Source organism: Brevundimonas sp. PWP3-1b1, from assembly GCF_049896065.1.
Classification (GTDB): domain Bacteria; phylum Pseudomonadota; class Alphaproteobacteria; order Caulobacterales; family Caulobacteraceae; genus Brevundimonas; species Brevundimonas intermedia_B.
In genome coordinates this window covers 202,241-220,564 of record NZ_JAFCTO010000002.1, presented here as the reverse complement: position 1 = coordinate 220,564, position 18,324 = coordinate 202,241, and the positions used below count along the sequence as shown (strand labels likewise).

20 protein-coding genes, 1 other RNA gene and 2 pseudogenes are annotated in these 18,324 nt (G+C 68.3%); 12 read left to right on the top strand and 11 right to left on the bottom strand.

All coding sequences use genetic code 11. From position 1 onward, the window contains the following. Nucleotides 1-24: 24 nt before the first annotated feature. On the top strand, nucleotides 25-813 hold the full coding sequence (locus ACP69V_RS12915) for a TSUP family transporter (RefSeq protein ID WP_426024241.1): 789 nt from the start codon (nucleotides 25-27) through the stop codon (nucleotides 811-813). On the opposite strand, the gene pgm is transcribed toward ACP69V_RS12915, so the two are convergent. The 3 genes from pgm to ACP69V_RS12900 all read right to left on the bottom strand — a co-directional run bounded on the left by pgm (nucleotide 810) and on the right by ACP69V_RS12900 (nucleotide 3,814). Continuing rightward, nucleotides 810-2,447 carry a phosphoglucomutase (alpha-D-glucose-1,6-bisphosphate-dependent) gene (gene pgm / locus ACP69V_RS12910; RefSeq protein ID WP_426024240.1) on the bottom strand — a complete coding sequence of 546 codons (1,638 nt, stop codon included), beginning with the start codon at nucleotides 2,445-2,447 and terminating at the stop codon, nucleotides 810-812. The two genes, ACP69V_RS12915 and pgm, sit on opposite strands and share 4 nt — an antisense overlap. A 36-nt stretch (nucleotides 2,448-2,483) precedes the next feature. Then, entirely contained in the window at nucleotides 2,484-3,335 is an 852-nt protein-coding gene (gene ypfJ / locus ACP69V_RS12905) for a KPN_02809 family neutral zinc metallopeptidase (protein WP_426024239.1), read from the bottom strand. An 89-nt stretch (nucleotides 3,336-3,424) separates the two neighbouring features. Further along, complete coding sequence (locus tag ACP69V_RS12900; protein WP_426024238.1) at nucleotides 3,425-3,814, bottom strand: hypothetical protein; 390 nt, start codon at nucleotides 3,812-3,814, stop codon at nucleotides 3,425-3,427. A gap of 106 nt (nucleotides 3,815-3,920) precedes the next feature. Here ACP69V_RS12900 and ACP69V_RS12895 point away from each other — a divergent pair, with 106 nt between their 5' ends. Next, entirely contained in the window at nucleotides 3,921-4,484 is a 564-nt protein-coding gene (locus ACP69V_RS12895; RefSeq protein ID WP_426024237.1) for a type 1 glutamine amidotransferase domain-containing protein, read from the top strand. Nucleotides 4,485-4,491: 7 nt separating this feature from the next. On the opposite strand, the gene ACP69V_RS12890 is transcribed toward ACP69V_RS12895, so the two are convergent. Next, on the bottom strand, nucleotides 4,492-5,142 hold the full coding sequence (locus ACP69V_RS12890; protein WP_426024236.1) for a class I SAM-dependent methyltransferase: 651 nt from the start codon (nucleotides 5,140-5,142) through the stop codon (nucleotides 4,492-4,494). Nucleotides 5,143-5,269: 127 nt separating this feature from the next. Here ACP69V_RS12890 and ACP69V_RS12885 point away from each other — a divergent pair, with 127 nt between their 5' ends. The 3 genes from ACP69V_RS12885 to ACP69V_RS12875 are packed head-to-tail and all read left to right on the top strand — an operon-like array spanning nucleotide 5,270 to nucleotide 6,840. Further along, nucleotides 5,270-5,677, top strand: a complete 408-nt coding sequence (locus tag ACP69V_RS12885) for a hypothetical protein (protein ID WP_426024235.1) — start codon at nucleotides 5,270-5,272, stop codon at nucleotides 5,675-5,677. Then, complete coding sequence (locus ACP69V_RS12880) at nucleotides 5,674-5,874, top strand: helix-turn-helix transcriptional regulator (RefSeq protein WP_426024234.1); 201 nt, start codon at nucleotides 5,674-5,676, stop codon at nucleotides 5,872-5,874. The genes ACP69V_RS12885 and ACP69V_RS12880 overlap by 4 nt, the downstream gene beginning before the upstream one ends. A 39-nt stretch (nucleotides 5,875-5,913) precedes the next feature. Next, a complete protein-coding gene (locus ACP69V_RS12875) occupies nucleotides 5,914-6,840 on the top strand; it encodes an alpha/beta fold hydrolase (RefSeq protein ID WP_426024233.1) in 927 nt (308 codons plus the stop codon). A 165-nt stretch (nucleotides 6,841-7,005) separates the two neighbouring features. Here ACP69V_RS12875 and ACP69V_RS12870 read toward each other — a convergent pair whose 3' ends face one another. The 6 genes and pseudogenes from ACP69V_RS12870 to tkt all read right to left on the bottom strand — a co-directional run bounded on the left by ACP69V_RS12870 (nucleotide 7,006) and on the right by tkt (nucleotide 13,627). Further along, a complete protein-coding gene (locus ACP69V_RS12870) occupies nucleotides 7,006-7,830 on the bottom strand; it encodes a DUF3298 and DUF4163 domain-containing protein (RefSeq protein ID WP_426024232.1) in 825 nt (274 codons plus the stop codon). Nucleotides 7,831-7,844: 14 nt separating this feature from the next. Continuing rightward, nucleotides 7,845-8,873 (bottom strand): UbiA family prenyltransferase, encoded by a 1,029-nt coding sequence (locus tag ACP69V_RS12865; protein ID WP_426024231.1) that lies wholly within the window; start codon nucleotides 8,871-8,873, stop codon nucleotides 7,845-7,847. Between the two features lie 122 nt (nucleotides 8,874-8,995). Further along, a pseudogene (purT, locus tag ACP69V_RS12860) lies at nucleotides 8,996-10,180 on the bottom strand (formate-dependent phosphoribosylglycinamide formyltransferase); the annotation flags it as partial. Nucleotides 10,181-10,213: 33 nt separating this feature from the next. Next, a pseudogene (locus ACP69V_RS12855) lies at nucleotides 10,214-10,606 on the bottom strand (VOC family protein). After that, complete coding sequence (locus ACP69V_RS12850) at nucleotides 10,603-11,439, bottom strand: alpha/beta hydrolase (RefSeq protein WP_426024230.1); 837 nt, start codon at nucleotides 11,437-11,439, stop codon at nucleotides 10,603-10,605. The pseudogene ACP69V_RS12855 and the gene ACP69V_RS12850 overlap by 4 nt, the downstream one beginning before the upstream one ends. 196 nt (nucleotides 11,440-11,635) lie before the next feature. Next, complete coding sequence (gene tkt, locus ACP69V_RS12845) at nucleotides 11,636-13,627, bottom strand: transketolase (protein ID WP_426024229.1); 1,992 nt, start codon at nucleotides 13,625-13,627, stop codon at nucleotides 11,636-11,638. Nucleotides 13,628-13,721: 94 nt separating this feature from the next. Here tkt and ACP69V_RS12840 point away from each other — a divergent pair, with 94 nt between their 5' ends. The 7 genes from ACP69V_RS12840 to ACP69V_RS12810 all read left to right on the top strand — a co-directional run bounded on the left by ACP69V_RS12840 (nucleotide 13,722) and on the right by ACP69V_RS12810 (nucleotide 16,744). Further along, nucleotides 13,722-13,985 carry a hypothetical protein gene (locus ACP69V_RS12840; RefSeq protein WP_426024228.1) on the top strand — a complete coding sequence of 88 codons (264 nt, stop codon included), beginning with the start codon at nucleotides 13,722-13,724 and terminating at the stop codon, nucleotides 13,983-13,985. Then, nucleotides 13,985-14,305 (top strand): cell division protein ZapA, encoded by a 321-nt coding sequence (locus ACP69V_RS12835; RefSeq protein ID WP_135194907.1) that lies wholly within the window; start codon nucleotides 13,985-13,987, stop codon nucleotides 14,303-14,305. The genes ACP69V_RS12840 and ACP69V_RS12835 overlap by 1 nt, the downstream gene beginning before the upstream one ends. A gap of 62 nt (nucleotides 14,306-14,367) precedes the next feature. Further along, a non-coding RNA gene (gene ssrS, locus ACP69V_RS12830) (6S RNA) lies at nucleotides 14,368-14,530 on the top strand. A 146-nt stretch (nucleotides 14,531-14,676) separates the two neighbouring features. Beyond that, nucleotides 14,677-15,234, top strand: a complete 558-nt coding sequence (locus tag ACP69V_RS12825; protein WP_426024227.1) for a 5-formyltetrahydrofolate cyclo-ligase — start codon at nucleotides 14,677-14,679, stop codon at nucleotides 15,232-15,234. 7 nt (nucleotides 15,235-15,241) lie between these two features. Next, on the top strand, nucleotides 15,242-15,502 hold the full coding sequence (vapB, locus tag ACP69V_RS12820; RefSeq protein WP_426024226.1) for a type II toxin-antitoxin system VapB family antitoxin: 261 nt from the start codon (nucleotides 15,242-15,244) through the stop codon (nucleotides 15,500-15,502). A gap of 1 nt (nucleotide 15,503) precedes the next feature. Beyond that, nucleotides 15,504-15,926 carry a type II toxin-antitoxin system VapC family toxin gene (locus ACP69V_RS12815; protein ID WP_426024225.1) on the top strand — a complete coding sequence of 141 codons (423 nt, stop codon included), beginning with the start codon at nucleotides 15,504-15,506 and terminating at the stop codon, nucleotides 15,924-15,926. After that, on the top strand, nucleotides 15,923-16,744 hold the full coding sequence (locus tag ACP69V_RS12810) for a TIGR00282 family metallophosphoesterase (protein WP_426024224.1): 822 nt from the start codon (nucleotides 15,923-15,925) through the stop codon (nucleotides 16,742-16,744). The genes ACP69V_RS12815 and ACP69V_RS12810 overlap by 4 nt, the downstream gene beginning before the upstream one ends. Before the next feature lie 3 nt (nucleotides 16,745-16,747). Here ACP69V_RS12810 and ACP69V_RS12805 read toward each other — a convergent pair whose 3' ends face one another. Next, a complete protein-coding gene (locus tag ACP69V_RS12805) occupies nucleotides 16,748-18,313 on the bottom strand; it encodes an alkaline phosphatase D family protein (protein ID WP_426024223.1) in 1,566 nt (521 codons plus the stop codon). Nucleotides 18,314-18,324: the final 11 nt, after the last annotated feature.

The window sequence follows — 18,324 nt, the reverse complement described above, 5'->3', positions numbered from 1 at the left end:
CGGCGAACGGCCTAGGTCCGCGCCATGATCGAGTTCGCCCCGGAAATCATCGCCCTTTTGTTCGCCGCAGCCGTGGCGGCGGGGTTCGTGGACGCCATCGCCGGGGGCGGCGGCCTGATCACGGTGCCCGTGCTGCTGGCGGTCGGGATCAATCCGGTGGCGGCCATCGCCACCAACAAGATCCAGGGCAGTTTCGGCACGGCTTCCGCGACCTGGACCTTCTGGCGCAAGGGGCGGATCGATTTCGCCCTGCTGAAATGGCCGCTGATCGCCACGGTTATCGGCGCCGCCCTGGGCGCGGTGGTGGTCAGTTTCGTGGATGCGACCTGGCTGATGGTGCTGCTGCCGCTGCTGCTGGCGGGGATCGCGGTCTATTTCCTGGTCGGGCCCAAGGCGAGCGACGAGGATGTCCATGCGCGTCTGACACCCTTCGCCTTTGGCGCCGTGGCGGGCGGGATCGGCTTCTATGACGGCTTCTTCGGTCCCGGCGCGGGGTCCTTCTTCGCCCTGGCCCTGGTGACCCTGATGGGGATGGGGCTGACCCGCGCCACGGCCCATACCAAGGCGCTGAACTTCTCCAGCAATCTGGTGTCCGTGGTGGTGTTCGCCATCGGCGGCCATGTGCTGTGGGCCATCGGCTTGATCATGGCGGTGGGTCAGGTGCTGGGCGGGTGGCTGGGATCGCACGCGGCCATGCGGTTCGGACCCAAGCTGATCCGGCCGCTGCTGGTGGTGATCTGCATCGGCATGGTGATCAAGCTGCTGTCCGATCCCGCCAATCCGTTGAGGGCGTGGGTCGAGGGCCTGATCTAGCCCGCCAGCGCCGTCGCCACCACGGCCTTGGCCTCGGCCTGGACGGTCGCCAGATGGTCGGGGCCGAGGAAGGATTCGGCGTAGATCTTGTAGACGTCCTCGGTGCCCGACGGGCGGGCTGCGAACCAGGCGTCGGCGGTGACGACCTTGAGGCCGCCGATGGCCTCGCCGTTGCCGGGGGCATTGGTCAGGATGTCGGTGATCGGTTGCCCGGCCAGGGTGGTGGCGGTGATGTCCGAGGGGCTGAGGGCGGCGAGGCGGGCCTTCTGCGTGCGATTCGCCGGAGCGTCGACGCGGGCATAGACGGGCGCGCCGTATTGGTCGGTCAGGCCGGCGTAGAGCTGGCTGGCGCTCTGGCCCGTGCGGGCCTGGATCTCGGCGGCCAGCAGGCACAGCAGCAGGCCGTCCTTGTCGGTGGTCCAGACCGTGCCGTCGTGGCGCAGGAAGGAGGCCCCGGCCGATTCCTCGCCGCCGAAGCCGACGGTTCCGTCCAGCAGGCCGGGCACGAAATGCTTGAAGCCGACGGGGACTTCCAGCAGGCGGCGGCCCATGCCGGCGACGACGCGGTCGATCATCGACGACGAGACCAGGGTCTTGCCCACGGCTGCGTCCGCGCCCCAGCCGGGTCGGTTCGCGAACAAGTAGGCGATGGCGGCGGCCAGGAAATGGTTGGGGTTCATCAGGCCGGCGTCGGGGGTGACGATGCCGTGGCGATCGGCGTCGGCGTCGTTGCCGAAAGCGACGTCGTAGGCCGAGCCGCCCTTCATCATGCCGATCAGATTAGCCATGGCGCAGGGCGACGAACAGTCCATGCGGATCTTGCCGTCGGCGTCCAGGGGCATGAAGGCCCAGCGCGGATCGACGGCGTCGTTGACCACGGTCAGGTTCAGTCGGTGGCGCGTTGCGATCTCGCCCCAATAGGCGACGGCCGCGCCGCCCAGCGGATCTGCGCCGATGCGGACGCCGGCGTTGCGTATAGCGTCCAGATCCAGAACGCTGGGCAGGTCGTCGATATAGGCGGACAGGTAGTCGAACCGGCCCGCCGCCGCATGGGCCTGGGCGAAGGGGACGCGACGGACCTCGGTCAGGCCGCCCTCGATCAGGGCGTTGGCGCGGGCGGCGATGGCGGCGGTGGCCTCGCCTCCGGCCGGGCCGCCCGAGGGGGGATTGTATTTGATGCCGCCGTCGCGGGGCGGATTGTGCGACGGGGTGATCAGGACGCCGTCTGATTTGCGCGTGTTCGTGCGGTTGTGGGTCAGGATGGCGTGCGACACGGCGGGGGTGGGGGTGAAGCCGTCGCGGGCGTCGATCAGCACCTCGACCCCATTGGCGATCAGGACTTCCAGCGTGGTGCGGAAGGCGGGCTCGGACAGGCCGTGGGTGTCGCGACCGAGAAACAGCGGGCCGTCGACGCCCTGGGCCGCGCGGTATTCGGCGACGGCCTGGGCGATCGCCAGGATGTGAGCCTCGTTGAAGGCGCCGTCCAGGCTGGACCCCCGGTGGCCCGAGGTGCCGAACACCACCCGCTGCATCGGGTCGGTCATGTCCGGCCGAACCGCCTCATAGGCGCCGAGCAGGGCGTCGAGGTCGATCAGGTCTTCGGGGCGAGCCGTCTGGCCGGCGCGATCATGCATCGTCAGTCAATCAATCGTTGTCGGGAAAAGGGGCGATCAGGCGCCGCTGAAGGTGTCGCACGACGCAGGGTCGCCCGACTGATAGCCGCGTTGCAGCCATTCGACCCGCTGGGCCGAGGAGCCGTGGGTGAAGCTTTCGGGCGAGACCCGTCCGCCGCCGCGCCGTTGCAGGGCGTCGTCGCCGATCGCCTGGGCGGTCTTCATGCCCTCCTCGATGTCGCCGGGCTCCAGCGCGACCTGGCCGTTGGAGACGGCCGAGGCGTTCTTGGCCCAGACGCCGGCGTAGCAGTCGGCCTGAAGCTCCAGCGCCACGGAATACTGATTGGCCTCGGCCTCGCCTTGCGCGCGCTGCTGGGCCTGGCGGACCTGATCGGAGGTTCCGGTCAGGGTCTGGACGTGATGGCCGAACTCATGGGCGATGACATAGGCGCGGGCGAAGTCGGCGCCGGAGGCCCCGAGTTGCGTCTCCATCTCCTGCCAGAAGCCGAGGTCCAGATAGACGGTCTTGTCGCTCGGGCAATAGAAGGGGCCCATGGCGGATTGGCCATAGCCGCAGCCGGTCGATGTGCCCTGTTCGTAAATGACGACCTTGGGCTGTTGATAGCCATTCAGCTTCTGCGCCCAGACGTCGTTGATGTTGCCGCCGATGACATCGACGAACTGGCCGGCCTGATCCTGGGGCGTGCCGACCTGGCCCTGCTGTTCCGCGCCGACGCCGCCGAACTGGCTGGCCAACTGGGTCGTGGTGGAGGGATCGATGCCGAAGACAAGGTAGCCGATGATGGCCAAGACGCCTACGCCCAGGCCGCCGCCCGCGATGGCGCCGCCGCCCATGCCGCGCCGATCCTCGACGCCGCCGCCGCCCTGTCGTCCGCCCTGCCAACGCATATGTCGTTCTCCGCCCGATCCTCGATAAGCTAGGCCGGAACGCAGGGGCAAGGGAAGGGATGCGTCAGGTCGCGCGCTTCATTGGACCTTTACTGGGGACGGGCCAGCCAGTCGTCGATCTGGTTCATGCCTTGTGCCGTCTGCTGGCGGCGTTCGGCGGCGGACTGGCGCAAGGCCCGCTCCTGCTCGGGGCTGTAGAGGGGGCGGGGCGGCAGGGCCTGAAGCGCGGCCGGTTCGCGCGCCGATTCGATGCTGCGGAGACGCAGCTGGGTCTCGATCTGCTGCTGGCGGGCCTGGTCGGCGTTGGACTGGGCCTGAGCGCGCAGGCGGTCGTTTTCGTAGCGATGCTTGTCGGCGATGGCCGCCGGGACGCCGCCCGGATAGGCGCCGTAGGGCCGTCCGGGCTGGGGATAGGTCTGGGCCAGGACCGGCGTCGCGGTCGTCGCCAGAAGGGTCGTCAGGGTCAGGATGCGTCGCATGGAGAGGATGTGGGGGCGCAGGCCGTTCGCGCCAAGCGGAGCCGCAACCCTTTGAGTTTCTGTGGGTTCATCGCGCCGAACCCCATTCTCGAACGGAGACCTTCCCATGGCCCAATCCCTTTCCGGCAAGACCGTCGCCATCCTGGCGACCGACGGCGTCGAGCTGATCGAACTGAATGAACCGATGAAGGCGCTGAAGGATGCGGGCGCCGTGGTCGAGATCGTGTCTTTGCAGGCCGGCGATTTCCAGGGCTTTGATCATCTGACGCCGGGCGACAAGGGGACGGCGGACAAGGCGGTGGCGGCGGTGGACGCGGCGTCATACTCCGCCCTGCTGCTGCCGGGCGGGGTGGCGAACCCGGACCTGCTGCGGGCCGATGCGGATGCGGTGAAGTTCGTGCGGGCCTTTTTCGATGCGGGCAAGCCGGTCGCCGCCATCTGTCACGCGCCCTGGCTGCTGATCGAGGCGGGCGTGGTCGAGGGGCGAACGATGACGGCGTTTGAAAGCATCCGCACCGACCTGAAGAACGCAGGCGCGATCGTCGTGGACGAAGAGGTGGTGGTGGATCGGGGCCTGGTCACCAGCCGCAAGCCCGACGACATCCCGGCCTTCAACGCCAAGATGATCGAGGAATTCGCCGAAGGGCGGCACGACGGCCAATCTGCGTAAGTAGGGCCTAAGGCATGGCCCAGACGGAGGACCGTTTGATCTCCTGGTCCTCCAGCTCGCGCGAGGTCGGGACGCGGTATTCCGCCAGGAAATCCAGGCCTGTGCGCGGGAAGTAGGTGCGTCCCGGATCGCCGATCAGGACGCGCGTTCCCCTGGCGCGGGCCTGGGCCAGCCAGGCCAGGACCGCGTCAGTCATCGGGCGTTCGTAGCAGATGTCGCCGGCGCAGATGACCTCGACATCCGGCGGCGGGGCGTCCAACAGATTGGTCTGGGTGAAGTCCAGCGTCACGCCGTTGGCCCTTGCATTGGCGTCCACCGCCGCCCGGCAGAAGGGATCGATGTCGGCGCACAGGACCGAGGCCGCGCCGGCCTGCATCGCCGCCACGCCGACCAGGCCGGAGCCGGCGGCGAAGTCCAGCACCCGCTTTCCGGCGACTTCATGCGGGTGATCCAGCACATAGCGGCTGAGCGCCTGTCCGCCCGCCCAGGCGAAGGCCCAGAAAGGCGGCGGCACCCCCATCTCGCCCAGTTCCTCCTCCGTCAGCCGCCAGATCGGCGTGATCTCGTCCGCAAGCCACAACGAGATCTCCGGCGCATGCGGCACGGGCTGGAGCCGCGTATTGGCGTGGATGAAGGCGGCGGGATCGAGGACAGTCATCACCGCACCCTACTGGTCCGAAGGATGGCGGAAAAGCTCACGCGGAATGTGGGGCAGGCCTGACAAAAAGTCAGGTTGACATGACATTCGGGTGGTGTCAGGTTGTCCTTACACAAGGAGAGCCAATATGTTTGCTGCCTGGAAAGACGGAACCCCCGCGCACCGACGCTACATCATCCGCACGATGGCGTTCTCCGTGCCCTATGTCGCGATCTGCATATCGATGATGACGACGGATGCGTTCGATCAGGTCATGGGCACGCCGGCGGCCTGGGTGCTGGCGGCGGTGTTGTCGGCGCCGGTGATCGGTCAGATCTGGGCGACCCTGGCCCTGATGCGAGAGAGCGACGAGTTCGTGCGCGGCGTGACCGCCAAACAGTTCATCTTGGCGGCGGGCCTAGCGATGGCCGTGGCGACCTTCTGGGGCTTTGGCGAGAGTTTCGCCGGGGCGCCGCATATGCAGACCTGGCTGATCGTTCCGCTGTTCTGGGCGATGTACGGCGTCGTGTCGCCCTTCATCAAGACCAGCCGATGAAGAACCGTTTGAAGCTTCTGCGGGTCGAGCGGGGCTGGACCCAGGAACAGATGGGGCAGGCGCTGGGGGTGTCGCGCCAAGCGGTGATCGCCCTGGAGACCGAGCGGCACGATCCGTCGCTGGATCTGGCCTACCGCATCGCCGCCGTGTTCGAACGGCCGGTCGAAGACATCTTCGAGAACCCGCACGCGACCTGACCCGAAAGTCAGAATAACCTTACAATTGGAGAGTTGACGATGATGAACGTCCGTTCGGGCGCGCGCCCGATGCTGCGCGCCGTTTTCCTGGCCTCGGCCGTCGCCCTGGCGTCTGGCGCGACGGTCGCTGCAGCGCGGGCCGAGACGGCTGCCGCCGCGCCCTTCGTCTCGGACCGGCTGTCGGTCGAGGTGGTCGGGGCGGGGCCTGACGTGATCCTGATCCCCGGCTTGGCGTCCTCGCGCGAGGTGTGGCGTGCGACGGCGGATCGGCTGAAGGCGACGCACCGGGTGCATCTGGTGCAGCTGGCCGGTTTCGCGGGCGAGCCGTGGACGCATGGCGACGGGGCCTTCGTCCAGCCCGAGGTCGAGGAACTGGCGCGCTATATCCGCGAGACCGGTCTGGCTCGACCGGCGGTGATCGGCCATTCGCTGGGCGGGTTGAGCGGCCTGTTGCTGGCGCAGCAGCAGCCGGGTCTGGTGGGACGGGTGATGACGGTCGATTCCCTGCCCTTCTACAGCGCCATGTTCGGACCGACCGCGACGGCGGAGAGCGCACGACCGTTCGCGGATCAGGCGGCGGGCATGATCCTGGGGGCGGATGAGGCGAGTTTCCGCACCCAGCAGGAGGCGACGGCGCGGACCCTGTCTCGGACGCCGTCGGAACAGGCGCGGATCGTGGCCTGGTCGATGGCCACCGACCGCCACGCCATGGCGTCTGCGATGAAGGATGTGATGACCACCGACGCACGACCGGGACTGGCGGCCATGACGACGCCGGTGACGGCGCTGTACGCCGCCGATGCGAACGGCGGCCTGCCGCCGGCGATGGCCGACGGGATGTGGGGACGGGAGTATTCGAGCCTGCCGGGCGTGACGCTGATCCGGGTGGATGGCTCGCGGCACTTCATCATGGCCGACCAGCCCGAACGGTTCGCCGAGCTGGTGGATGCGTTCCTGGCGGAGTGATGCAAATCCTCCCCCGAGCAGCGTAGCGAAACGGGGGAGGGGGACCGCGCGAAGCGGGCTGGAGGGGGCGGAAAGCGCACGAATCTGAAACGGGGAGGGCGGTGATGCGTCCGCCCCCTCCACCCCTTCGGGGTCCCCCTCCCCCGCATGCGGGGGAGGATTGGTTCAACCGTTCTTCGGGGTCACGTCGCCGGCCTTGGCGGGGGCGCCGTCGAACTGGTCGGCGTAGGCGGGGGCGAGCAGGGCGCGGAAGGCGGATTGCGGCAGGGCGATCCAGTAGGGGCCGTCCGAATAGGGGCCGATCTGATAAGGTCCCATCAGGAAGGTGACGCCGCCCGCCTTGCCCGGCGTCGTGCCTGGCGTCAGGACGAAGGGGGTGGAGACGGCCTTGGGGCAGGTCCACATCTTGCCGTCCATCGTGGCGGTCTCGGACCCCGGCGAGCGGGCCTGTTTGGCGGCATTGGCGGCGGCGCACAGGGCCTTGTCCAGCACCGACAGATCCGCGCCCGGCCGGAACAGGTCGGCGAAGCCCAGCCGCTTGTTGGTCGTCTTGTCCCAGATCACCGAGGCGAAGCTGGTGTTGGGGTGGGCGCCGCCTGTGAACTCGAAATCGGTGCGGGCCAGGCTGACCAGCTTGCCGGTCTCGGCGCCGGGCGCGAAGGCGATGGTCTTCTCATAGGGGGTGGGGCCGCCGCCTGCTTCGCTGAGATCGGCCTGGGCGCCCTCCTCGAACTGCTTCAGGTCGCGCACCATGTCGGCATAGAGGGCGGCGTGCAGGGCGGGCGTGGTCTTGACCGCCTGGGGCAGGGTCAGTTTGACGGTGGCGTAGGGGGTCTTGCTGTCATAGCCGACGGGGATGTTGGAGACGACGGGCGCAGGGGCGGCGGCTGTGGGGGCGGCGGGCTGGGCCTTGTCCTCGGCGCGCTGGCAGGCGGCCAGGGTCGCGGCGACGGCGACGGACAGCAACAGGAGGCGGGCGGGGTGAGGCATGAAAGGCTCCTTCATCAAACCAGGGATCCGAGCGCGATGGCGGCCAGCAGAACGAAGCCGGCCTCACGATTGGACTTGAACAGTTTCAGCGCCAGGGCGCCGTCGTTGCGGTCGAGCCGCGCGACCTGACGCGCCAGATGGGCGGCATAGGCGACTAGCCCGAGCCAGAACAGCGGACCCAGGCCGGCGGCGAGGCCGGTCAGGGCGGCCATGACGACGGTCAGGACATAGAAGACCGCCACGCCGGGCCGCACGGCCGAGGCCAGGCGACGGGCCGAGGACTTCACCCCGATCATGGCGTCGTCCTCGATGTCCTGAAGCGCATAGATTGTGTCGTAGCCCAGGGTCCAGAAGACGCCGCCGATCCATAGCAGGACGGCGGGAATGTAGGCCTGCCAAGCCAAGGCGATGGCATGGCCGCTGTCGCTGCTCGGGGACCACAGGAAGGGGCGGAACTCGCCGGCGATGTCGGCGGGCAGCAGAAGCGCTGCGGCCGCCAGCGGCAGGGCGGCGGCGAACCCCATCAGGGCGCCCCAGTTGAAGGTCAGGCCCAGCCAGGCCTGGGGCCACCAGGTGATCCGCTTCATGAAGGGATAGGCCGCGACCAGGGCCAGCGACCCGACGCCCAGCAGGATGGCGACGGTCGGCAGGGTCAGCAGGATCGTCAGGCTGATCAGGCTGCACGCGACCACGAAGGCCCAGGCCTGTTTCACCGAGATGCGGCCAGAAGGAATAGGGCGCTGGGCGGTGCGGGCGACCTGGGCGTCGAAGTCGCGGTCGACGATGTCGTTGAAGGCGCAGCCCGCCGCCCGCATCAGACAGGCGCCGATGGCGAAGCCGACGAACAGCCACAGATCATAGAGGCCGGGCGGTTGCCGATACTGGGCCAGCGCCAGGACGATCCCCTGCCAGCCGGGCAGCAGCAGCAGCCAGATGCCGATGGGCCGGTCGAACCGACCCAGCTTCAGCCACGGCTTCAGCCCCTCCGGCGCGTGCCGGTCGACCCAGTTGGCACCGGCGTCGGGAAGGGGGGCGAAAGTCATGCGACAGGCTTAGCGGGAATGGGGCGGGGGGAGAAGGTGTGGCCCCTTCTTTCGTCATCCCCCGGCGCGAGGCGCCGCTGGGTTGTCGATTTCCCCCGATTTCGGGGGCGTGGGAGGGGAAATCAGCCCCGAACCACCTTCACCCGCCCGGCGGCTTCGCGCGCGCGTTCGCGGGCTTCTTCGACATCGGCGCCGCGCGCGGTGGCGACGCCCATGCGGCGGCGCTCAAAGGCTTCGGGCTTGCCGAACAGGCGCAGGTCGGCGGTGGGGACGGAGAGGGCCTCGGCGACGCCTTCGAAGGCGATCCCTTGCGCCTCCATGCCGCCGTAGATGACGGCGCTGGCGGCAGGTTCGCGCAGGGTCACGTCGACGGGCAAGCCCAGGATGGCGCGGGCGTGGAGAGCGAACTCGCTCATGGTCTGGCTGGCCAGGGTGACCAGGCCAGTGTCGTGGGGGCGGGGCGAGACCTCGGAGAACCAGACCTGGTCGCCCTTGACGAACAGTTCGACGCCGAAGACGCCCCATCCCTTGTTGTCTGGGCCGCCCAGGGCGTCCGTGACCTTGCCGGCGATGTCCTGCGATGCGGCCAGCGCGGCGGGGGTCATGGCCTGGGGCTGCCAGCTTTCGACGTAGTCGCCCTTGACCTGGCGGTGGCCGATTGGGGCGCAGAAGTCCGTGCGGGTCGAGCCGTCGGCGGCGCGCGAGCGGACGGTCAGCAGGGTGATCTCGAAATCGAAATCGATGCGGCCCTCGACGATGACGCGGGCGCCGGCGACACGGCCGCTGTCCTGGGCGTAGGTCCAGGCGTCGGCGATTTCATCGGCGCTTTCCACGAAGGACTGCCCCTTGCCGGACGAGGACATGACCGGCTTGACGAAGGCGGGATAGCCGACGGTTTCGGCGCCGGCCGCCAGTTCCTCGGCCGAGCCGGCGAAGGCGTAGGGGCTGGTCGGCAGGCCAAGCTCTTCGGCGGCGAGGCGGCGGATGCCCTCGCGGTTCATGGTCAGCTGCACGGCGCGGGCGGTGGGGATGACCACGGCCAGGCCGGCGGCCTCGATATCGGCCAGGACCTCGGTGGCGATGGCCTCGATCTCGGGCACGATGAAGTGCGGGGCCTCGGCCAGGATGACGCCGTTCAGCACCTGGGGATCGGTCATTGGGATGACGTGGCTGCGGTGCGCGACCTGCATGGCCGGGGCGTTGGGATAGCGATCGACAGCGATCACCTCGACGCCGAGCCGTTGCAGCTCGATGGCGACCTCCTTGCCCAGTTCGCCCGAGCCCAGCAGCATGACGTGGACGGCGGTGTCGGAAAGCGGGGGGGCCGAGTTTCATCGGGATCAGGCTCCGGTAGCGGGTTCGATCAGATCCCAGGCGTTGCCGTAGAGGTCTTCGAAGACCACCACCTTGCCATAGGTCTCATGTCGCGGGGTTTCGCGGAAGTGGACGCCGGCGGCAAGCCAGGCGGCGTGGTCGCGCATCAGGTCGTCGGTTTCGAGGAACAGCCAGACGCGGCCGCCGGCCTGGTTTCAGACCTGGGCCTTCTGGGCGTCGGTCGTGGCGCGGGCGAGCAGCAGGCTGGTTTCGCCGCCCTTTGGAGTCACCCGCACCCAGCGTTTGCCGCCGCCCATGTCCGTGTCCTCGCTGAGGTCGAAGCCGAGCTTGCCGACATAGAAGGCGATGGCCGCGTCATAGTCATGGACCAGCAGGCTGACGGCGCCGATACGGCTCATTTCGCAGGCTCCGCATAGAGCTGGCGGAAGGCTTCCAGGGCCGCGCCGTGATAGATGGTGGCGTGGCTTTCGGTCGGGCGGGGGGTGAAGCTCCAGCTCAGGCCGGGCAGGGCGTGGTCGCGCAGATTGGCGGTGAGGACATCCATCGGCGCCTGCATCTCGGGGCCCTCGTCGCCCAGGGTCAGGATCAGGGTGCGGGGGTCGTTCGACTGGTCGCGCAGACGGGCGCCGGACTGACGCGCCAGCTGCCCGCCGTCCCACCACAGGCTGGGGCTGACGGCGACATAGGCGTCGAACATCTGGGGTTCCTTGAGGAAGGTCTCGACCACGAACAGGCCGGCCAGGGACTCGCCCATCAGGGCGGTTTCGCCGCTGGTGCGGAAGCGGGTTTCGATGAAGGGCTGGACCTCTTCGGACACGAAGCGGCGGAAGCGATCCGAATGGCCCTGGGTCGGATAGCGGGCGATCAGGTCTGCGTCGGCGGTCGGCAGGGCCAGTTCGTTGCGGCGATCGACCGAGGCGATCCCGACCACGATCACATCACGCGTGGTGCCGGCGACGGTGCCGAGCTGGGCCAGGCCCGAGATGTGGTGGAAGTCCTGATCCTGGCCGCCGTCGAGGACATAGAGGACGGGATAGGTCCGGCCGCTGTCGGCATAGCCGGGGGGGAGCCAGACGTTGATCTCGCGGGTCGCGCCATAGACGGCCGAGGTCAGGGCGTAGGCGCGGCCGATGACGATGGGGGTTTCGGCGATGGGGGCCGGGGTTTGGGCGTGGGCGACGGGCGGCGTCAGGGCGAGGGTCAGAAGAAGGCCGAGGACGCCGGGTTTCATCGTCTGCTCCTGAAATCCTCCCCCGTGAAGCGCAGCGCAACGGGGGGGGGGACCGCGAAGCGGTGGAGGGGGCGGACCTCGCACCGGCGGTGGTCATTATTGTCCGAGCGCCCACGGATACATCTCGCCTGTATCCGCCCCCTCCACCACGCTGCGCGCGGTCCCCCTCCCCCGCAAGCGGGGGAGGATCTGAGGCTTACAGCCGCGCCTTGACCGCGGCGACGACGGCGTCGGCGGTGATGCCGAACTTCTCGTAGAGGACCTCGGCGGGGGCGGAGGCGCCAAAGCCGGTCATGCCGATGAAGGCGCCGTCTTCGCCGATGAAGCCTTCCCAGCCTTGCTTGATGGCGGCCTCGACGGCGACGCGGATCGTGCCGCGGCCGATGACCGAGGCGCGGTAGGCGGCGTCCTGTTGCTCGAACAGTTCGAAACAGGGGACGGAGACGACGCGGGTCGGGACGCCTTCGGCTTCCAGGGTTTCGGCGGCCCTCAGGGCCAGGGCCAGTTCCGTGCCGGTGCCGAACAGGGTGGCCTTGGCCTCGGCCGAAGCGGCCTTGATCTCATAGGCGCCCTTGGCCGACAGGTTCTCGGTCGAGGCGACGGTGCGGACGGCCGGGGTCTTCTGGCGCGACAGGGCCATGGCCGAGGGTGCGGTCTTCGTCTCCAGCGCGATCTTCCAGCATTCCATGGCCTCGACCGTGTCGGCGGGGCGGAAGACCAGCAGGTTGGGGATGGCGCGCAGGGCGGCCAGATGTTCGACCGGCTGGTGGGTGGGGCCGTCCTCGCCCAGGCCGATCGAGTCGTGGGTCAGGACGTGGATGGCGCGGACCCCCATCAGGGCGCCCAGACGGATGGCCGGGCGGCTGTAGTCCGAGAAGACCATGAAGGTGCCGGCATAGGGGATGATCCCGCCGTGCAGGGCCAGGCCGTTCATGGCGGCGGCCATGCCGAACTCGCGAATGCCCCAGTTGACGTAGCGGCCTTCATACGACGGCGCATCCAGGACCGGGGTGCCGGCGACGAAGGTGTTGTTCGAGCCGGTCAGGTCGGCCGAGCCGCCGACCAGTTCGGGGATGGAGGCGAAGACCTGGTCCAGGGCGGCGCCCGAGGACTGACGCGTGGCCTGGGCGGGCTGGGTCTCGATCAGTTCGGCGATCTTGGCGTTCAGGGCGTCGAAGGCGCCCTCGGGCAGGTCGCCCTTCATGGCGCGGGTGAAGTCGGCGGCTTGACCCGAGGCGGCCAGGCGGGCCTCCCACTTCTTGCGGTCCTTCGATCCGCGACGCCCGACCTTGGCCCAGGCGTCGGCGATGGTCTGGGGCATTTCGAAGGGTTCGTGATCCCAGGCCAGGCCCAGGCGGGTGGCGGCGATCTCGGCGGCGCCCAGGGCGGCGCCGTGGGTCTTGTGGCTGCCTTCCATGGTGGCGGCGCCCTTGCCGATCTTGGTCTTGCAGGCGATCAGGGTCGGCTTGCCCTGGCGGGTCGCCCATTTCAGAGCGGCCTTGATGGCGTTCATATCATGGCCGTCGATGGCCTTGACCGCCCAGCCGGCGGCCTTGAAACGGGCCTTCTGATCGGTGGCGTCGGACAGGGAGACCTTGCCGTCGATGGTGATCTCGTTGTCGTCCCACAGGACGGTGAGCTTGTTCAGCTTGTAGCGGCCGGCCAGGGCGATGGCTTCCTGGCTGACGCCTTCCATCAGGCAGCCGTCGCCGGCGACGACCCAGGTGCGGTGGTCGACCAGGTCGTCGCCGTACTTGGCGGCGAGGTGACGCTCGGCCATGGCAAAGCCGACGGAAGTGGCCAGGCCCTGGCCCAGGGGACCGGTCGTGACCTCGACGCCGGGCATGTGACCGTATTCGGGGTGGCCTGCGGTCTTGGAACCCCACTGGCGGAAGTTGGACAGTTCTTCCTTGGTCGCGGCCTTGTAGCCCGTCAGGTGCAGCAGGGCGTAGATCAGCATCGAGCCGTGGCCCGCCGACAGGATGAAGCGGTCGCGGTCGGCCCAGTCGGGGCGGCTCGCGTCGAACTTCAGGAACCTGGAGAACAGCACCGTGGCGACGTCGGCCATGCCCATGGGCATGCCGGGGTGACCCGACTTGGCCTGTTCGACGCCGTCCATGGCGAGGACGCGGATGGCGTTGGCCATCTGCTCGGGAGTAGCCTTGGGAGCGGTTTTGGCGTCGGTCACTGTGGAGACCTCTGTTGGGAAGGCGGAAAAAGGGGGCGCGCCGCTTTACCCCGGCGCGTCCTCGGGTTCTATACGCAATTTGAAGGAGCGACCGATGGCAGACGCCACCACGGCCGCACGGGCGCGTATCGACCGCGCCCTGGCCGAACTGGAACGCAAGATCCTGCAGCTGAAGGCGCGCCCCGCCTCGGCGCCCGCCATTGCGGACGACGATCTGTTCGCGCCCCGTTCTTCGGATTCGGGGGCCGGCGATCAGCGCATCGCCGAGCTGGAGGCCGCAGGACGCGAGGCCTCCGACGCCCTGGCCCGCGCGGCAGAGGCCGTGCGCGGCGTGTTGGCCGAAAGCGAGGCTGGCTGATGGCGACGGTGACGGTCGAGGTCAACGGGCGGCCCTATGCGGTGGGTTGCGCCGACGGGCAGGAAGAGCGGGTCCGCATCCTGGCCAAACAGTTCGACAACCAGGTGCGTCAGGTGGCCCAGGACGTCGGCCATGTCGGGGACCTGCGGCTGTTCCTGATGTCCGCCCTGATCCTAGCCGACGAACTGCACGAGGCGCGCCTGAACGGCGGCAAGGCGGGACCGTCCACCCTGGCCCCAGCTCCGGCCTCGACGGACGGCGTCGCCGAGGCGCTGAACGCCGTCGCCGCCCGGATCGAAAAGATCGCCCAAGGTATCTGATCAAGATTTGATCGTGGGCGCTGGCGCAAGCTGAGGCGAAGGCCTATCTTGCTCGACGGCGGGTCTTGCTGCGGCCCACGTCGAAGGCATACATTTCCTCGCGACCTTAATTCACTCAAAGGGATCTGTCCCTGTCCGGGCTCGAGGGCCTGGGCATATGGAGCCCACCTGGCTACCCAGGTTCGAGAGGATTTAAACGCCCTTCACGGTTCTTGCGGCGCCGCCAACCTTCTCTCTTTTTTGTGCTATCGCTCGCCGCGCGGCGGCTCGCTGCATGAGCACGTTTGTGCGCTATCTCTCGCAACACGGTCGCTCCCCTGCTGGAGCGCGTGCCTCTCGCTTTGTTTGACGCGTCGGATAGGGGTAGCCGAATGATACAGGACAAGCATGAGATGCGATCCGCCGCGCGGGCGGTTCGCAAGCGGCTGGCCGAGGCCGATCCTCTGGCGGCGTCGCGCGCGGCGGATGATGCGGACGCCCTGCCTCGCGCCGAGATCGTGGCCCTTTACCGCGCCATGGGGTCCGAACTGGATACAGACGCCCTGGCTGTGGCGCTGGAGGCCGCTGGCCGCCGGCTGTGCCTGCCGGTGGTGACCCAGCGCGACGCCCCGATGGAGTTTCGGGCCTGGTCGCCGGGAGAGCCGCTGGAACTGGACGCCGCCGGATGCCCCGCCCCCCTGCCGTTGGCGCAGGTCGTCACGCCCGACCTGATCCTGACGCCCCTGCTGGCCTATGACGATCATGGCGGGCGCCTGGGGCAGGGCGGGGGCTACTACGACCGCACCTTCGCCGCCCGCCCCGACGCGGTTCGCATCGGCTTCGCCTACGTCGGCCAGAAGGTCGAGCGGCTGGAGCTGGAACCGCACGACATTCGACTGCATGGCGTTCTGACCGAGGCGGGCTATGCGGACTTTGGCATATCCCGTTGACATATACGTGCGGCGGGCCGATATCGACGCCATGAGCCCTCCGCTGAAAGCCACGGTCTTCAAGTCCAATCGCTCGCAGGCCGTGCGACTGCCCAAGGCCGTCGCATTTCCCGACGACGTGAAGGAGCTTCGCGTCATCAAGGAAGGCAAGAGCCTGCGCCTCGTGCCGCTAAATGCCCTGTGGGACGACTTCTTTGATCGGCCGGGCATCCCCGATTGGCCGGATCGCGAGCCCCAAGGCGAATGGCCGGAACGCGAGCCGTTCTGAGGTGACGGATTACCTGCTTGATGCAGATATCTGCATCCATGTTCTGCGTCGGCGCGGGCCGGATTTGCGCGATAAGTTCGCCGAGGCGGTGGGTCGGATATCGATGTCCACCGTCACACTGACAGAACTGCTTGTCGGTGTGGCCAAATCGCAAAACCCTGTCTTGCGGCATGAGGAGCTGCTGAGGTTCCGGGCGCGTCTGGACCTTCTGGACTTCGACGAACAAGCCGCAGCCCACGCATCGGATATCCGCGCGAGCTTGGAACGGAGCGGCCAGAAAATCGGGCCGCTCGATACTTTATTGGCCGGCCAGGCGCGCAGCCTTGGCCTCACGGTCGTAACAGCGAACATCCGGGAGTTCTCGCGTGTCGAGGGCCTGCTGGTCGAAAACTGGCTTGGCCAGGGACAAGGCTTTCACGAATGAGACTGGCATTTTTCGGCGACGTCATCGGCAAGTCCGGCCGTGACGGGATCAGCGACCATCTTCCGGGCCTGAAGCGGGACCTGAAGCTCGACTTCGTGGTGGTGAATGCGGAGAACGCCGCAGGCGGGTTCGGCATCACCGAGAATACGGCGCGCGAGCTGTTCATGGCGGGCGCCGACTGCCTGACCCTGGGCAACCACAGCTGGGACCAGCGCGAGGCCCTGACCTATATCGTGCGCGAGCCGCGCCTGATCCGGCCGGCCAACTATCCGCGTCTGATGGATGCGCCGGGCGCCGGGGCCAATCTGTTCGAGACCCATTCGGGGCGCACCGTCCTGGTGATGAACGTGCTGGGCCGGGTGCATATGGACCCGATGGACGATCCGTTCGGCGCGGTCGAACGCGAGCTGGCGGCCGCGCCCCTGGGGGCCGTGGCCGACGCCGTGATCGTGGACATGCACTGCGAGGCGACTTCGGAGAAGATGGCCATGGGGCATTTCTGCGACGGGCGCGCCTCGCTGGTCGTCGGCACCCATACCCACGTCCCGACCGCCGACTGCCAGATCCTGCCAGGCGGCACGGCCTATCAGACAGACGCCGGCGGCTGCTGCGACTATGACAGCGTGATCGGCAACGAGAAGGAAGAGCCGCTGCGGCGCTTCACCACCCGGATTTCGGGCGGGCGCTACATGCCCGCATCGGGCCCAGCGACCATCTGCGGCGTCTTCGTCGAGACCGACGACAAGACGGGCCTGGCGACGCGGGTCGAGCCGATCCGCGTTGGCGGTCGGCTGTCCCAGGCCGTGCCTGTCCTCTGAGCGTCAGGCCAGGTTCAGCGTGTTCGAGCCCGCCTCGACCACCATGGTCTGACGGGTGGTCAGGACGCCGTCGCGGGTCGACACCTTGTCCAGCACCTTGAAGTGGGTGGTCCAACGTTCCGGCGTCGCCTCGCACACCAGATAGCCGCGCTGGGTGTTGCGGAACTTCAGCTGGGGATTGGCGGCCAGGAACCGATCGTAGTCGGCCCGGCGGTCCACGCCGTCGCCGCCCGAACTGATCGAGGTGCTGACGAACTCGACCGCAATGGGCGACCCTTCCGGCTGACTGCCGTCCAGCCACAGGCCGCCAGCGTAGTTCTGATGCTCGTCGCCGGTCAGGACCACGACATTGTCGATGCGGCGGTCGCGAATGTGGCCGAGCAGGCGGTTGCGCGGCACGCGATAGCCGGCCCAGCTGTCCGTGTTCACGCCCTGGCCGCCGGAGGTGTTGCGGTTCAGGTCCATCATCATGACCTGCTGCGCCAGAGCCTTCCAGCGGGCGCTGGACCGGTCGAGGTTGGTCAGCAGCCAGGCTTCCTGGGCGTCGCCCAGAACCTGAGCCTCTTTCGCATTGATGCCGGCGCAGGTGGCGTTGAAGCGATCGTCGCACGGCTGATCCGAGCGGAACTGGCGGGTATCGAGGAAGGCGACGTCCAGCAGGTCGCCGTACTGGGCGCGGCGATAGGCCTGCATGGCGACGCCGCGCGGGAAGGCCGACTTCCGCATCGGCATGAATTCGTAGAAGGCCTGCATGGCGGCGGCGCGGCGCAGGTCGAAGATCTCAGGCGGGGTGTCGTCCTGGTCGCGGTCGCCGACCCAGTTGTTGTCGATCTCGTGGTCGTCATAGGTGCAGAACCACGCCGCCGAGGCGCGCGAGGCCTGAAGGTCGGTGTCGGCCGTGTACTGGGAATAGCGGCGGCGGTAGTCGTCCAGGCTGTAAACCTCGCCGCCCAGGTGGACACGGGTGTTGTCCTGGGGGCCGGCGCCTGACTGATAGACGGGGTTGCCGCGCCCTTCGTAGATGTAGTCGCCGTAGCAGAAGACGAAATCCAGATCCTCTTCCGCCATCTTGCGGTGGGCGGTGTAGAAGCCGCTCTCATAGGCCTGGCAGCCGGCGACGCCGAACCGCACCGCGTCGAGCGACGACCCGACCACGGGCGCGGTCTTGGCGCGACCCACGCCGCTGCGCTCGTCGCCGCACTGGAAGCGATAGAAATAGGGACGGGCGGGCTCCAACCCCTCGACCTCGACGTGGACGGAGTGGCCCAGTTCGGGGCGGGCGATGGCCTCGCCGGAGCGGACAACGGTGTTGAAGCCGCGGTCGGCCGCGACCTCCCACTTCACCGCCACGGGGGCGTTCGGCATGCCCGATCCATAGGCCAGGGGATCGGGGGCGAGGCGGGTCCAGATGACGAAGCCGTCAGGCAGCGGATCGCCGGCCGTCACGCCCAATCGAAAGGGGTTCACGTCGAACACGGCCTGGGCCAGCGCCGGGCCGCCGTTCGACAGGGCCAGGCCCCCGCCGAAAGCCGCCAGTATCGAACGGCGCGAAAGGATGAGGCTGGTCATGGATCGCTTCC